This is a genomic window from Nostoc sp. (assembly GCF_036917275.1).
Lineage (GTDB): Bacteria > Cyanobacteriota > Cyanobacteriia > Cyanobacteriales > Nostocaceae > Nostoc.
This window is the reverse complement of record NZ_JBALDF010000006.1, coordinates 77,427-93,234: the sequence shown is the minus strand read 5'-3', so window position 1 is coordinate 93,234 and position 15,808 is coordinate 77,427. Positions and strand designations below refer to the sequence as shown.

The window sequence follows — 15,808 nt, the reverse complement described above, 5'->3', positions numbered from 1 at the left end:
ATTATTTACTGCCCTTGTGGACCAATTACAAAGCGTGTGAGTACATCAGCAATGGTAACAGCAACAACGACTAATAGGGGAGTTCTGGCAATGCTTTGCCAATCTTCATCTTTACGCACTGCATTAATCACACCAACCAGAGAAATTGCAATATAGAGTAAGTAAATCGCCCGCAACACATTAAATATCAAACTTATTGCTGTCTCACTACCACCACCAGATGCTTGTGCTCCACCCAAGTTTCTTTTGAAAAACTTTTCAGCTTCTCCAAAAAACTGTGCTTGTGCAGGGGCTGCAAACCAGTCTAACCAATACAAACTCAGAATGATAGCTGCTGCTAAAATTTGTAATAATATTAGCGATCGCCTTGGTAAATTCACCTGCTGCCCAATTTGCTGGGTAATGACTGCAATTAAACTACCAACTAGTAAACAAAAAAGCAGGATAGGACTTTTTAGGCTGATAACGCTTATAAATACAGCACAAGCAATCAAAAAAGGTATAGATTCAACCAGAATAATCAAGCTGGATTGCAGTCCCAGTCTTAACTTCTGAGATCCTTTTACAGCGTTACCAGTTAAAGCTTTGAAAAAGTTTCTCTCGTGAGAACTTTGTCTAGACATTTGCTAATTTTCCTATAATGTACTTAAGTGTTGGTTGTCTAAAGTTTTACAATTATTTCCAATTTAACATGATTGAATACTCATTTTTCCTCAACTTATAAAGTTTAGCAAAGTTCTATACTATACATAAATTCGTATTAGATTAAGTTAAGAAAGCATTAATATTTATTTAATAAGTATGAAGGTACGAGCGTCACCCGTAGGGCTTGCCGCCAGGTATCCCTACTTCCCTGACAAATCTGACTTCATCGTTTAAGCTCGTTTAAACTCGTTATTATCTCATCAGAGTCATACAATAGCGATAGTTACAGGTTATACAGAAAAACCTTCTATTCCTCCAAGCAACCGTTTTGTAAGGTATTATCCTAATAACCCAAGTTGCTAGTTATTTGAGAAAGCGATCGCAACGAGATTATTTAACGAGCGAGATCATTTAAGGAATAAGATCCCCTCCAGAGAAAAATTAGAAGGGATTTATGTTGAATTAAATTATTACCATCTATGCTATCACTGATGACCTCTTAAAGCTGATTGGGCATTATTAGGCATTTCATCTGATGTCTGGCAAATTACTTATGATTTGTGCGTGACTTCTTAAGAGCAGCCTTTCCCTTAGTATGGAAACTCGGTGCCCCTACGAAGTGGGGATTAGAGGCATGGAGCCTGTAGCTTTAGTTAGAGGCGGGATGAGGTTCTCTTAATTATGGGCAATTAGACGGAGATAATCTCAGAGAAATTATGTATAAATTATTATAACGTCATTGATTGCAGCAATTTTATTTACTAGGAAATTTAGTTTCTCCCACTGTCCATAATTACTTTCAGATAGCCACGCTTCCTGACTATCTGAAAGTAATAAATCAACATTTTTCAAATCTACGTTCTACTATTTATTTTGCACGTAGATTATAGCGGTTCTCAATTGCATGGAATACAGACCTAAGCCCCAACCCTTGTCGCGTTGGGGAGTAAGCCTCAAAGCCTCTTAAAGGCTACGGTCTACACACAAGTCGTATCACCTCCCTTTATAAGGGGGGAAATGAGATTTCCGGTTCCCTCCCCAACACATCAGGGAGGGTTAGGGTGGGGTAAAACCTGTCTTCTTCAGCTATTTTCAGACTTATGTGTACACCGTAGCTCCTTAAAGGAGAGAGAAATAGAAGTGAGGTCAGAGTGTATTGCATCCAAACGAGAAGCGCTATATCTTCAGGCTATGGTGTAAATTTAAATACAGTTCCTTTACCAGAAGTGCCACCAGCAGAGGCAGTACCGTAATAATCAGTACCGACCGGAATTAGCGTGGACTCTGGCGTTGCCCCATTAGTGGTATTAAAACTAATCAACTGGGTGATAGTTGAAGTAGTTCCAACATTTAATCGATAGACAACTCCTTTGTTATTTGCCCCGCCAGTAGAAGCTGTGCCATAGAAGATACCACTGCTTGCTCCTGGTGTAAGCGCAGCCTTTGGGTTGGCCCCATTAACGCCACTAAAACTGGCAACTAAAACGGGTGCACCGATAGGATTGGTGGCTGTTCCAATTGGAACTTTGAATATAGCACCTACATTGCTGGCTCCGCCTAACCTAGTAGTGCCGTAGATAAATCCGCTAGATACAGTTAATCCAGCCTCTGGACTTGCCCCATTAGCGCCAGTAAAGCTAGAAAAACTATACCTAGTAGCAATAGGATTAGCAGGAGTGTACTTGAATACAACTCCCTTATTACTTGCTCCACCTAAAGAGGCAGTGCCATAGTAGCTTCCATTGGTAGTCACTAGTTGCAATCTTGCTAATGGGGTTGCTCCATTAGTACCGGTGAAGCTGATTACAGTGGTAACTGGACTGCCACTCAGCGGAACATTGAATATAGTTCCTTTATTACTGGCCCCACCTGCCGAGGCTGTCCCCCACAAAACCTTGCCAGTGCTATCCGCAATCAGTCGGCCTGCTGGGTTAGCTCCATTACTGATGCCAGTAAAATTCACAAGAGTTGTCAGACCTGTAAAAGCTGGTGATGCCAAGCTAAACAATGTACCGAGGTTACTTGCGCCACCTGTAAAGGTCGCCCCATATAAATTGCCATTGCTTGCCTGGAATAATCTAGCAATTGGATTAATTCCTCTGTTAGGTAGGGCTGTTCCCGTAAAGTTTATCAGTGTGGTCAGAGTATTGAAACCGGCACCACTCAACTTGAATGCACTTCCGTTGTTAGATAAGCCACCAGCAGAAGTGGTTCCATAAAGATTGAGATCCTTACCCTGAAATACACCAGATCTTGGCGCAGATCCATTAGCACCGTTGAAATTTGCAACAGTAGTCAATGATGCAGCAACAGCTTGATGTAAAGGCAATACCAATGGAGAAGCCAAAACAGCCAGGGAAGTTAAAATTGATACCTTCTTTTTGTTTTGACGTTGTTTGTACAAATTAGTCTTATTCATTTAAAACCTAGAAAAAATTTGATGAGACTGGATATAGCGCTTAAGTCAATAACGTAAAATTGACCTCGTTAATGACTTCGTTTAGTAGCATAAATAACTATTTTTTTTTTAGATGTCGTGATAAACACAAAAAATTGGAAAAAACCCTAAATTTTGACAAAATAAAGCTTTTTTATTAGTTTGATAGAGGATAATCTCAAATGCTTTTAAAACAATACTTTTACGAAAGATATTTAATGATTACTCCAATTGGTATAATAGCCAGGCGATCGCTTGGTTATTAAATTAACCCCTCGTTAAATTAAAGGTGTCAAAGAGAGACATCCAACCCATCCAGCCCCAATACGCTTGGGTTAAGCTCGAAATCTTTTGTAGAGAGGTTGCCTTGCAACCTCTCTACATACCTAAAATCAATACCAAAAATCCTTAACCCAAAAGTATTGCATTCAGCCCTGTTTACTGCTAGGACACAAAAGCATCTTATTTAACCACATCAAGAGCTTAAAGAGGAGTTTCTTGAGCAAAATTTTTTAGGACTTACGCAAAAATTGCTAAAAAGCTTAATTTATCGAACCGCCAAGACGCCAAGAGCGCCGAGAATTCGTAGAGTGTGCGTAAGTCCTATTTTTATCCCCTTTGAAGGGGCTAATACTATGACTTACCCATTGACATAAAACACTAAATATGAAATGTGGGTTTCTGGTATGATAACTAGATTTTTCAGCTATTTTTTTGCGACATCTGGGTTGGGCTACGCCTATGCAACTAATAAAAGGATGATTGATAAAATGCTAAAACAACGTATTTTTGTTAATACACGCGCTGATTAATTTGTCAACTGCGTAAAATTTATTAAATACTTATTAACACTTTTAAAAAAAGCTTAATTAAGGAAAACTATATATAAGCCAATACGGTTCACTTAAGAAAATTGTAGGTTGGGTAGAACTTTAGTGTTACCCAACAAAGTCACGGAAGTGTTAGGTTTCGTTCCTTAACCCAACTTACGCAGAAGTTGAGTTTTAAGCTTAACTGATCTGTATTGATATATAAGCGAAAATTTTAGATTTTACTTTCCAGAGAGAATAAAAAACTGCGGCAAAAACCACTTTTCAAACACCTTTAAATTCCACAAATATATTTAAGTTTTTTAATCATTCCATAATGCAATCATTACTTGAACTTTACCTTGAGATTATACTGTTGATTTCGTTGGCAAATTTTAACAGCTATTAGCTACCTAAAAGATTTTTGAAATACTGACTTTCTTTACTTAGCACTTTAGCGGTAGCTTGTGGCAAACTGCTGGGGATATATATTTAAAGATAGTGATTTTCATAATCTAAGATAAAATTGCCATCCCAAATAAGTAAGTAGGTAGAATTAAACATGGCTTTTTAAAAGGGAATAAGAGACTGAGAAGGGAATTGAGATATGACTCATAGTACCTAGTAACCACACTCCCTGATAGTAAAGCCACTCAAAATTTATTTCTACAAATTTACTTAGAAATGGAGAGTTTTTAAGTAGTAAATAATCATGCAATAGGGTCAATTAGCAATAGCTAAATGCCCTCTACATCTTTGAAAACTTTACCTTGAGTTTAGTCTACATTCTTCAGAGCTTTGTGAAAACTTTTGATTTACTGATAACCTTTCTAATGAATATTCTTGTCATTATATAAGGTTATTTATAATCGCCAGTTTGACACTTGATTTTGATTTGATATGGTGTTGAACCGGAAATTAATTTGAAGGAGTTTGACATGGCTTTTTATCGCGATCGTCCATTGACCCATTTGGCAGGTTCAGTTTCTGTATTTGCCATCACAATTGGTTTAGTAGTAGGTCAATCTGCTACTTTGATATCTCTAGCTGCGCCCAATATAGGTAATGGTGTAGGTGCAAGTACTGTAAGTGCTTTATTTACAGCTCTAAAATCGAAGTTCACATTCACATATACTGCAAATGGTAGTGGCGCAGGGTTAAAAGCTTTTTTCACTCAAACCCCACCAGCTGGTACTCCTCGCCCACTCGCTTTTGCAGCTAGTGACGACCCTGTAGCAGGAACAGAAAAAGTTACTGGCGGTCGTGGTTACGTCCAAGTGCCTCTGGTAGGTGTCGGAATCACATTAGCTTTTAACACTAATGGTCTTACTATACCACCAAGTGGACTTAAGCTTTCACGAGCTAGTTACTGTGGTATTTTGAACGGTAACATCAAAAATTGGAGCGATAAGAGCATTAGTGCAGATAACGGTAGCCAAATAGCACTCAATGTACCCATCAAAGTTGTACATCGTGCTGACTCAAGTGGTAGCACTTTTATTTTAAGCAGTCATCTCAATACTGTATGTAAGACTCCAGGTGTTCCAGCAGCTGATGTATGGAATAGAGGAGTGGGTACAACTGTTAGTTGGCCAGGCGCTTTCATTGGTGCTACTGGTGGCGGAGGTGTAGCCACCACGATCACAAGTAATAAAGGTGCAATTGGTTATGTGGATAATGCTACCCGTTTAACTAAAAAGCTACCTGCTGCACTCTTACTTAACAAGGCAGGTAAGTATATTGCTGTCTCACCAGCTTCAATTACAGCGGCTATTAAAGATGGGACTGTTGTAACATACGGTACTAATAAGAAGCTGACTAGAATTGATAATTTGACCGATCCCAAGAGTGCAGGTGCTTATCCCATTTCCGGAGCAACTTATTTCTTGTATTACTCAGACTTGGACTTTAAAGGGTTCATTACAGGTGCAAAAGCTTTAGCTCCATCTATCGGATATGGTTCTGTTCCTTAGGTTTATAAATTAACCTAGCAGACTACCATAAAATAGCTGTTAATTCTGTTGAGAGACTTTAACAGCTATTAGCTATAGCAGTCCTAAAAGATTCGTGAAATTCTGACTTTTCACGGTAAGTCCTCAAGCTGCGAAAAAGTTTGGCTTTTTCCATAGTCTCATTGTCAATAGCTCTGAGTTTATGAAAATAGCTAACGCAAAAATCAAGGCTTGGGAAACCCTCAAAATGACCTTTTCCATATCTCGTAAAAAGTCAGGATGATTCCCCAGGATTATATTTACAATCCTGGGGATTTATTTAGGCGATTATTTATGTCAATAACTCGTAAAGATGCTCTTAATTTTTAGGAAATATAAGGCAATAAATGGGTATAAATAAATATCAGAAAGTTTGTGATTGCGATCGCTCTTAAAGGATTGAAAAGTATCGTTATCAAGAAGAACTCAGGAGTCAGGAGTCAGGAGTCAGAAAACATTCGTCAGAAGTCAGAATTCAGAAAGATAGAACGCTCATATTTTTTTGACTCCTGGCTTCTGAGTAGAAGGGTCTAAAACCCCTCCCTTTGCACTCGTCTTTAATTGGAAGGGGTCAGAATCCTCAACCAATTTCTTATTCTGACCGGAGGCGGAGCGTCTCCGGCTCCGCTCCTGTATTCTGAGGAATGTATTCTTCTTCAATAACATCAAAACCCTCGAAACCTAACCCACCTAACCATTAGGGAATAGCACCTTTGGCTTTGAGGATTTAGCAAGTGGTGGTGACAAAGATTTTAACGATATGATATTATTGTGCGAGCTAATTTGAGTGCTGTGTAGTAATTTTAGGAGTTTATAACCACCAAAAAAGGTGAATAAGGCAGTCTGAGGATAACCGAATGGATGAATCTCCTAACTGGCGTGGGCTTGTACTCCTTTGGAGAACCCGCATGGTAATCTGGGGTTGGGCACTGACTACAATCTAAAAATAAGGATTTGAGCAAACCGAAAGCAGTGCTTAGTTTACTTTATGAGATGAGGCGATTAAACTAAATATTTATTCTAATTTTCAATTTATTTTAGTAATAATTAAAACTAGTTAATATACGTATATAATTATCCAAAAGTCGGAATTGAATACAACCTTACTGTTGTTGGTGGCCTAATATCTATGGGTCAGAGTAGTTGAAAAAAGTTCAACCGTCAACTATGTTATAATGTTATAATTAGATAGTTGAGAAATATTTTCGGTCATGTAACTGACTATAATTGACGCCTCTCCGAATCTAAATCTCTACACCCTTAGATTGTGGAGGTGTTTTATGTCAGTTCATATTGACAATCTATCCTTTAGAGATAAGAGTCTTTAGCATTGCAAAAATTAAAATTTTTAGCTAGCCAAACTATATTGGAATACCTCGTGTAAAACTGGTATATCTCACTGTCCAAAAATGTGCTAACAAGAACGGACAAGTTTAATGTGTCACAAGCCCAGATAATATACGGTTAGTACTTGAACTTATGGCAACGGATATAATTACCCGTCCTGAATCCCTTACAGAAGATTGTTTCTTTACTTACGCCCTTGGGACTGATTTACACGATGCTAATTCGACAGCTCAATATTTACGCAGAATCAGGAAAGAAGATAAACCGTATATTGACATAGCTGTTTCTCCCAGGCCTGGCTATCGGTTTGAGGTTTGCCTTATCCCTGTTGAAGGGTTCGCTAAAGAAACAATATTGACAAAAGATGGGTTCGCCAAAGCTTTAGCGATTATTTGTGCTGTATCTAACAAAGCTAGGAAGCGATTCCCCTCAGGAAATGGGCAAGAGATTGTCCGGTGTCAATTTAGCAACTTAGCCGATGCAGTCGCTGTTGCGAACAGATTGTCTGCATTACCCTCTAATATGTATGAAACTCTCGCCAAGCTACCAAATGTCTTGTGATATCACGTCCACTTGAATATTTATTATTTAGGACTGACACAAAGACATTTTAATGGTAAGTAACTAGACGGACTAGAGATAAAAAACTCAATAGTTCATATTTCATCTATTTAGAAAAGTCTTGTACAATAAGTCTTTTAACCTTAATGTACAATTTTTCTGTTTTTCTAGAGTGACCCATAATTCAAAGTGAGTTTTTTTTATGCCTATAAGTCCCTTACGTGAAGAACCTCGGAACCAGCGAGCGCCTGTAATTCGTACAAGTAATGAGTTTATTCTCTTGGAATGGCTAAAGTCAACTGGTCGTCTAATCGAGCGTGAACATCAAGAATCTGAGTATCTAAATGAAGTAGAAGAAATTTCAGAAATGATCGACCTAGACGATATCCCTTACGATCATGACGATGATGATGCTGATATGGATATTGAAGCCTAGCCCTGGTGAATGAAATTTGTGGCTATCCAAACGAAAGCTACACCGACCTGGGCTAATGGAAAATCAAGAGTTTGAAACCCGCGCAGGCGGGTTTTGACTGTGTAGATGCGGCTATAAGGGACTTCCAGTTAAAAAATATCCGATCGTTGGGGCGCAAGGCCTTGCGCCCTGACAAATGTACAAATAATTTTAGATAATTTATTTTTTGTCAGTCCCTAAACCGCAGATTTCAGGTTAAGTTAACTATTTAAGTAATAGATAAAATAATTGTCCATTGCTGACTGTAACACCAGCGCGATCGCCTGCTAATTTCCCAGTACCTAAAAAATAATCTACCCTACCTGCGCCTTTAATTGCACCTCCGGTATCTTGGTCAAGAACATACCGACTAACGATGCGCTCCTCCATTTTTCCAGTAGGATTAACAAAGGGAATAGAAGTGTGAATCAACGCTAAAGCACCAGGAGGCATGAGGGATTTATCTGTAGCGATAGAACGCTCTGCTGTTAGTGGTACATTGATAAAACCTTGGGCTGGCTCACCGTGGTTTTCTTGAAAAAAAACAAAACTGCGATCGCGCGGAATATAAATATTTAATTCTTGAGGATACTTTTGGAAATAGTTGAGAATAATTGGCATAGTTATACCTTCTAGCGGTAATTTGCCATCATTCACTAATTCTCGCCCGATGCTTTTATAGTTATAAGCGTTATTACCAGCATAGCCGATTGTTGTTTGAGTTCCATCAGGAAGCTGAAGCCTCGCTGAACCTTCAATTTGAGCTAGATATGGTTCGAGGCGATCGCGAAACCAAAATAACTCTAATCCTCGCAATTTCCCTTTTGCACCTTGTAAACCATCTACTCCTTCTAATTCCTTGCGTGTAGGATGAGGCTTAGACCAGGAGTTTAAATCAGGAGGTAATCGATAAACAGGATAACGATATTCTGCTGTAGGGACGCGACTGGCTGCGTAAAGCGGTTCATAATAGGCGGTGAATAAAACGGAACCTTTAGTGTCTTTACCGACTGACTGGTAAAGAACAAATTCCCGCTCGATGGCTTGATGTAATTCGGTTGCAGAATTAGTTTTTAATAGGAGTTCGCGAAATCTTTTCAAGCTTTTGATGACGCGATCACGCTTAATCTCAGTCACTTGATAGTTTTGATAAGCAGCCACAGCATTAGTTGTTTGCAGATATTGGAGACTGCGAGCGATCGCACTCACCAGCGCCTTTTTGTCTGGTATTTCTCCATATAAAACTTCATCTAAACAAGAGGTATCACCCTGACAACAAGTAACTGGTAATCTCTGGATTAATACTGCTTTTTGCTTTTGTGTAAATACATTTTGATTTTCAGCAGTCAAGGAAACTGGTATATCCCACTTTTTCACCCGACATTCTGGCGGACTGAGTTCTCGATGTGCTAAAGATTGCATCCGCACCAGCAAAATCGACAAAACCACAGGTAAGCTGATGCAGATAATTTTGTTAAATTTTCTTAACCTAGTAAGGGTATTTTTCATCAAAATTCAAAATTTTTCCCTTCCTATACTCCACCAAATTGTGGTTTACGTCATTAGTGTTGATGGGTTGTGAAAGTTCGTACTCAGCAGGTATAGCTTTTAAAATTGAGCGATTTATCATTCAGTAGGAACCTGTGAAAATTAATCACACAGACTACTAATATAGCTGGCGCATAAATCCAGCTATCATCTCAATTAACCAGACTTAACAGGGGGAAAAACCCCTTGTTAAAGGTAGGCAAACTATTGCCCCACTCTACTTGGTAAACTGCAATAAAGCAAAACATTATCAAAGATTGTTTGTTGTTTGTTTTTGACGCCAGTTGCTACAAGCGAGAGAAATCAAGCCACTAGCTCAATAATTTCCAATTCCTAATACCTTATTCATTCATATTACGGTAAGTGGCAACTGCTGAAGGCGATATCCGGTTCAAATATCGGAATATCCAGTATTTGAAAATTGTATCTAAAATCACTGGAAATGTAGCAATAAATAAGAAGATAAAATCTCGATTGGCTGGTAATCCCCAATGACGCGATACACCTTCTAGAAGTACTTCCCACCCATGAGGAGAGTGGAATCCTACAAATATATCAGTAAACAAAATGATGATAAATGCCTTGGCACTATCACTAAGTCCATAGACAATATTATCGAAGAAATCTTTAAGTACAGCAATAGAAGACTTGCTGACAAGCAAAAGCCAGATAAAAGCACCCACCGAAAAAATATCTGCAAAAACATTTTTTATAGCATTAGAGCTTTCGTGACGAAATTCTTCAGCAAGCTCTACAGCCTTATGTGTCATTTCAATTTCCATCTGTTCAGACGACAGTGGAGGAGCATTTTTAATGAAATTTTCAAACTTGAGCTTTTCTTCAAATCTTTGTAATTCTGCAAGTGCTTCCTCTTCCATTTCGGAATTGAGGAATATCTGCATTTGCTCACTGCTTCTAAACCGCTCAACAGATGGTCCAACTACGAAAGTTTTTGCTATCTGATGCGTTAAAAGTGGTACGATAATTAATAGTAAAATAAATCTGATAGATATTATTGTTCTTCTTTGAGCCTGCCGAAAACTCTGAATTACTTCTTTTTCAGAATTAGGATCTAATTCAACTTGCAAACGAGTGATAGTACTTAAAATAGAGCGCGGTAAAACTCCTGTTGTATCGACTTTACTCAGTTTTGGTTTTTTATGCGAGTCTTGAATTGGTATTTTGGGTGGTAACGTTGGAGTATTAACAAGCAACGACTTGTTGTCCGATATTACATTAACTGGTGGATTTGCAGGTTTGACTACTAAAGCTTTAGAAGTTATTTGATCAGAAATTGTTGTGTATTTGGATATAACTTGATCGATAAAGTTTAGCTTTTCCAAAATTAAAGAAGGACTTGGATGCTCTATACCTGCTTTATGAGCAGCTTTTTTATTTTCTTCATTTAGAAACCAACGGCTTGCTCTAAACTCCGTCAGCCGCATTCTGACAATTTTTAATAGCTTCTTTAGGTCTGACTCAAAATAATCCATCACACTGTTACTGTACATGGCTGAGTCAGTGTCTATTTTATTACCATTGAAATGCTTATTTTCTATTTCCTGAATCTTTAATGCTGCATCGTAAGCTTCATGTAAAGAACGTTCAGGAGTTTGTAAGTACCGTCGATAAGCAACAAGTAAGAAGGAATAGATTTTTTGGCTAAAAATAGAGTTTTTCATTGCAGACAATCATCCAGCATTATTTGGTGATTCTTAACCTTAAGTTAACGCACAAGGTATACTAGCAAATCTACAAGGAGAAAGTTTGTGGTTTCTCATTCGGTTTGGATTGTTGGCACTAGCCGCAGTGGTAAGACAGCTCGCTTAGTAGAGCAATTTTGTAGTTGGGTACAACCGGAAAAACAGCTTACTGAATCATTTTATACTAAAAAGCCGGGACGAAAAAAAGGCGAACGCATACCTGAATTTTTATATCTTAAACAAACAGAGCCAGGAGTTTTAGTCTTAGCTGCCAATGATGATAATCGTCGAGTATTGGGAGATATAATTGTTACATCTACCTTAGGAAAATATCCAGTTCGTGCCAAGACACCGCTAGGTTTTTTCCAGGATGAAGTTATTTTATTTTGGCCGTTGCTAATTAACTCCTTGAGCCTAAAGGCACAGTTTCCGGTGAGATTGCGACCAGAAACAGAACAAGAGTTAGCAACCAAACTCTGGCGTCCCCAATTAGACGAAGAAATTTTACGGATTGCGGGAGTGAATGAGTCTCGATTAGTGCGTCGCATTCTAGACTTATTGCAATTAGCAGCTTACAGTGGTGTACGTTGCGAAGATATTGCCCAGATTTTGGCAAGGGGTCTGGGGGATAATACTACAACTTTAGAGCCGGAATTTCTAGCCTCTTTGCTCCTAGATTGGCGTAATTGGTGTTTAGAGAGGGGGTTACTAACTTATGGGATTATTACCGAACTTTATAGTCAATATTTGTTAAGCGATCGCAATTACCAGCAGCATTTAACTAAACGCTATCAGGCGGTACTTGCGGATGATGTAGATGATTATCCTAGCGTAGCGCGTCTTTTGTTTGAATTGTTGTTAGATAAAGGCGCAGTCGGGGCGTTTAGCTACAATCCCGATGGCGCAGTGCGATTGGGATTGGGAGCAGATCCCAACTATCTAGAAGGGCTAGCAGAGCGTTGTCGAGTAGAAATCTTAACCGGGCCGCCTTCAGAGTCCCTTGGTGAAAAACTTACTAAACAGATGGTGGAATTAGTCACAGAACCGATGGCACTGTTGAGTTTACCAAAAATGGTGCATTCAATTCAGACCACCTCCCGCGCCCAATTATTGCGGCAAACAGCAGAGGTAATTGCTAATACCATCCAATCACAGCAAGTGCAAGCAGAAGAAGTGGCAATTATTGCACCAGGTTTAGATGCGATCGCTCGTTATACTCTAGTAGAAATCCTGATCAAGCAAAACATCCGAGTAGAATCGCTTAATGACCAACGTCCCTTAGTTAGTTCGCCTGTCATTCGCGCCTTACTCACCATGTTGGCACTAGTTTATCCCGGCTTGGGACGCCTCGTAGATCGGGATGCCGTCGCAGAAATGCTAGTCGTATTGAGTAGAAAACAACAACCACCAGTAAACTCCTCACGCCTAACAGACGCAATTAATCCCGTCTCTAGTGATATTGACCCGGTACGGGCTGGTTTAATTGCAGATTACTGCTTTGTACCACATCCTGATCGCCCCAACTTGTTACCAGTGTCAACCTTCGAGCGCTGGGATAGAATCGGCTATGCAGCTACTACAGCCTATAATGAGATATTACAGTGGTTAGAACAGCAGCGATCGCAACAAGAACTGCGTTTAATTCCCAGTCCCATTTCCCTCTTAGATAGGGCAATTCAACGTTTTTTGTGGAATGGTAGCAATCTCCCCTACGAACAATTAGCAGCATTACGGGAATTATTAGAAACCGCCCAACACTACTGGGAAATTGACACCAGGTTACGGCAAATTGCCCCACATGAAACAACGCCTCACACAACTATTATCGAATTCATTCAACTACTGCGACGTGGTACAATTACCGCCAACCCTTACCCTATGCGCCCCATCGGTGGAGCTAGAAGGGCTGTCACCTTAGCAACTATATTTCAATATCGATCTAGTAGGCGATCGCACCGCTGGCATTTTTGGCTTGATGCTGGTTCACCCCTGTGGGCCAAAGGTGGCGCGGCGACTTTGTTTGGTGCGCCGTTTTTCCTGCGAGACAGGTTAGGCGAACCTTGGACAGCAGAAGATGAGAAATTAGCAGAAGAACAACGACTGCGAAGGATTTTGACAGATTTACTATCTCGTGTATCCGAGAGAGTTTATTTGTGTCACAGCGATTTAGCAGTGAATGGACAAGAACAACTAGGGCCGTTGTTACCTTTAGTGAATGCCTGTGTAACGCATTCCGTTATATAAAGCTTATCCAAAGTTCTTTAAATTCGTACAATAATTCATCCACTATTTTAGCAGTTTCGTCTCAATTATTATAAGTAATATCACTATTATTTTAGGTTGTCCAATTCTTGAATAATGATCATAAAAAATGAGGATAGAGGGCGACTCTCGCTCACTCTCTATCCTTCTCCAAAGTAGGGATTATCATTTTTTTGAGTATTTCAAATGATTGACAAAAGGCACTTTTTCTTCACCTCTCACGGATGCTGCTAGACTGTCCGTTCGCCGAAAAATGGCGGCTGGCTCAACGTCAACATTGAGCAATCATCTGAGTGTTCTTTAAATAACCTTTGGTTCGCGGATATTTTACGCGAACCACTCTTTTTTGTCCAAAGTTCAATAGTCGAGAACATTTATTATTTCTTCTCTACGACCAAAATTCAAAATTTATTTGCAAATTAAGATTGACTCAATATCATTTTATCAATCATATCTAATATATCCGGGTCTATAGTCATATCAAACTTCCTAGCAAATAATTTTTCGGATTCTCTAATTTTCTCAAAATCATTTTTTTCTAAAGTTTTGGGGTGACCGGAATAATCAATAGTCCACTCTAAATATGTTAAGGAAGTGTTAATAATTTTTTCCTGAAAAGGTGAATTTACAATTAGAATCTGGTAAAACAATTCATCTGGACAAAAAGTGGAATTAAAACGGTTAACAAACTTAGGGTTTTGCTTCACAAAATCATTTATCCATTTTATGCATTCTCCTGTTAAACACCAAAATGCTAAACCTCCATAAAGAGCAAAACCTTCAGGAAATTTACGTCTTTTCGGTACAAGCAAAAGCAACAATGAATACAAGAAAGAGTTAATACGAGATTTAAACTCACGCTTTTCAGGGATACGATAAATCTTATTGTTCCAACGGATATACCAACATTCTAATCTTGTTAAAACCCCATACCATAGAGCATAAGGTAGTGGGAAATACTTTATAAATTCTTTACCTTTATTCTCTTTAAAAAACTTTTTAATCTGTTCATTTGACTTAATTAAATAGTCTTGACCCGATAAGTGTATAACATAATCGAAGTTAGTACCTGTTTCAACTATTGATTTTATTCCTTCAAGACTAGCTCTGACAATATCAAAACTTACCCATGTTAAATGGTATCTCTTTATGAAAGAGACATTTGGAAAATTCTTGAGTTGAGTCAGTACCTGATGATAAATTTTATCATCAGCTTTTTTATCTATATGTATAAAAAATGAAACATCATCTGTGTTTAGTTTATAGATAAGACGTACTAATTGTTCTGGATATTTATGCGCCAAAATTACATATGCTATTTTCATAAAAACTGCCTTATTATATAAATAAGCTTTTTGAATATTATCTTCACTAAATTTACTATAATTTGCTAATAGTGAGCATAATAGCCTATTTAAAAGATAAAAATATTTGTTTATATATAGTAGTAATTGTCCCCTTTTTAATATTGAAATTTGGGGTTGATCTTTGCAACTTTCGGGACTGTGGTTGAATTGGAACAGGAGAATGAGAAGGGACTTGATCACGCCTTAAGAGCAAAGGAATACTGAGAAACCCCAAAATAATTACTACTCCAGTCATTATCCAAACCATTAACCTATTTGGTTTATAATCCCCTCGCTCAATTTGCCAGAAAACTTGGTTGTATCGCCACGCGGCTAAGGCAATAATCAAAATTCCAAAAATTACCAAAGCCAGACCCAAATTTTCTGAGTTGGATAATGGATTTACCGGAGGTTCTTGTTGAGTAAGAGCAGTATTAAGCTGGCGCAAAAATATGCCAAATCGCGCAATCGCAAAACCAAAGCCAATCAATGCAATAGAAGTGCGTAGCCAAGCGAGAAAAGTCCGTTCGTTCGCTTGATGCTCCCTTTGACGGTCAATTTTCGGTATTTTATCCATCTTGTGACATCAAGTTCCCCTTGATATAGCATTAATTAGTGAAACAAACACCCAGATGCATCTGTAAGGGTGAAGACAATCCAGCGAGGACTTTGAGAAAACCCCAAGCGATCGCTAGAATCTTTACA

At 38.6% G+C, this 15,808-nt stretch carries 9 protein-coding genes and 2 pseudogenes; 5 read left to right on the top strand and 6 right to left on the bottom strand.

Annotated features, from left to right (window positions below):
• Positions 1-5: 5 nt before the first annotated feature.
• Positions 6-623, bottom strand: coding sequence for a hypothetical protein (locus V7K35_RS02020; RefSeq protein WP_335075946.1), 618 nt, complete (start codon positions 621-623; stop codon positions 6-8).
• 1,211 nt (positions 624-1,834) lie between these two features.
• Positions 1,835-3,064 carry a choice-of-anchor tandem repeat GloVer-containing protein gene (locus V7K35_RS02015; protein WP_335075944.1) on the bottom strand — a complete coding sequence of 410 codons (1,230 nt, stop codon included), beginning with the start codon at positions 3,062-3,064 and terminating at the stop codon, positions 1,835-1,837.
• A 1,765-nt stretch (positions 3,065-4,829) separates the two neighbouring features.
• Between V7K35_RS02015 and V7K35_RS02010 the strand changes: the two genes are divergently transcribed.
• From V7K35_RS02010 to V7K35_RS02000, 4 genes and pseudogenes are all read left to right on the top strand, one after another.
• On the top strand, positions 4,830-5,864 hold the full coding sequence (locus V7K35_RS02010) for a substrate-binding domain-containing protein (protein WP_335075943.1): 1,035 nt from the start codon (positions 4,830-4,832) through the stop codon (positions 5,862-5,864).
• A 724-nt stretch (positions 5,865-6,588) separates the two neighbouring features.
• Positions 6,589-6,669 (top strand): annotated as a pseudogene (locus V7K35_RS29575) (DUF4114 domain-containing protein); the annotation flags it as partial.
• 692 nt (positions 6,670-7,361) lie between these two features.
• On the top strand, positions 7,362-7,790 hold the full coding sequence (locus V7K35_RS02005) for a hypothetical protein (RefSeq protein WP_335075941.1): 429 nt from the start codon (positions 7,362-7,364) through the stop codon (positions 7,788-7,790).
• A 202-nt stretch (positions 7,791-7,992) separates the two neighbouring features.
• Complete coding sequence (locus V7K35_RS02000) at positions 7,993-8,226, top strand: DUF3134 domain-containing protein (RefSeq protein WP_179074150.1); 234 nt, start codon at positions 7,993-7,995, stop codon at positions 8,224-8,226.
• A 243-nt stretch (positions 8,227-8,469) separates the two neighbouring features.
• Here the strand turns inward: V7K35_RS02000 and mltA are convergent, their stop codons facing one another.
• Both mltA and V7K35_RS01990 read right to left on the bottom strand, forming a co-directional pair.
• Positions 8,470-9,753 carry a murein transglycosylase A gene (gene mltA / locus V7K35_RS01995; protein ID WP_335075939.1) on the bottom strand — a complete coding sequence of 428 codons (1,284 nt, stop codon included), beginning with the start codon at positions 9,751-9,753 and terminating at the stop codon, positions 8,470-8,472.
• A 380-nt stretch (positions 9,754-10,133) separates the two neighbouring features.
• Positions 10,134-11,474, bottom strand: a complete 1,341-nt coding sequence (locus V7K35_RS01990; RefSeq protein WP_442939663.1) for a proton extrusion protein PcxA — start codon at positions 11,472-11,474, stop codon at positions 10,134-10,136.
• An 87-nt stretch (positions 11,475-11,561) separates the two neighbouring features.
• Between V7K35_RS01990 and V7K35_RS01985 the strand changes: the two genes are divergently transcribed.
• Positions 11,562-13,739, top strand: a complete 2,178-nt coding sequence (locus tag V7K35_RS01985) for a recombinase family protein (protein ID WP_335075935.1) — start codon at positions 11,562-11,564, stop codon at positions 13,737-13,739.
• A 437-nt stretch (positions 13,740-14,176) separates the two neighbouring features.
• Here the strand turns inward: V7K35_RS01985 and V7K35_RS01980 are convergent, their stop codons facing one another.
• Both V7K35_RS01980 and V7K35_RS01975 read right to left on the bottom strand, forming a co-directional pair.
• On the bottom strand, positions 14,177-15,082 hold the full coding sequence (locus V7K35_RS01980) for a beta-1,6-N-acetylglucosaminyltransferase (protein ID WP_335075933.1): 906 nt from the start codon (positions 15,080-15,082) through the stop codon (positions 14,177-14,179).
• 163 nt (positions 15,083-15,245) lie between these two features.
• A pseudogene (locus V7K35_RS01975) lies at positions 15,246-15,680 on the bottom strand (YidH family protein); the annotation flags it as partial.
• Between the last annotated feature and the right edge of the window lie 128 nt (positions 15,681-15,808).

Bases quoted from the DNA above. Each gene is read 5' to 3' on its own strand.
- V7K35_RS02005 (WP_335075941.1), top strand. From the start codon at position 7,362: ATGGCAACGGATATAATTACCCGTCCTGAATCCCTTACAGAAGATTGT.
- mltA (WP_335075939.1), bottom strand. From the start codon at position 9,753: ATGAAAAATACCCTTACTAGGTTAAGAAAATTTAACAAAATTATCTGC.
- V7K35_RS02000 (WP_179074150.1), top strand. From the start codon at position 7,993: ATGCCTATAAGTCCCTTACGTGAAGAACCTCGGAACCAGCGAGCGCCT.
- V7K35_RS02010 (WP_335075943.1), top strand. From the start codon at position 4,830: ATGGCTTTTTATCGCGATCGTCCATTGACCCATTTGGCAGGTTCAGTT.
- V7K35_RS02020 (WP_335075946.1), bottom strand. From the start codon at position 623: ATGTCTAGACAAAGTTCTCACGAGAGAAACTTTTTCAAAGCTTTAACT.
- V7K35_RS01980 (WP_335075933.1), bottom strand. From the start codon at position 15,082: ATGAAAATAGCATATGTAATTTTGGCGCATAAATATCCAGAACAATTA.
- V7K35_RS02015 (WP_335075944.1), bottom strand. From the start codon at position 3,064: ATGAATAAGACTAATTTGTACAAACAACGTCAAAACAAAAAGAAGGTA.
- V7K35_RS01990 (WP_442939663.1), bottom strand. From the start codon at position 11,474: ATGAAAAACTCTATTTTTAGCCAAAAAATCTATTCCTTCTTACTTGTT.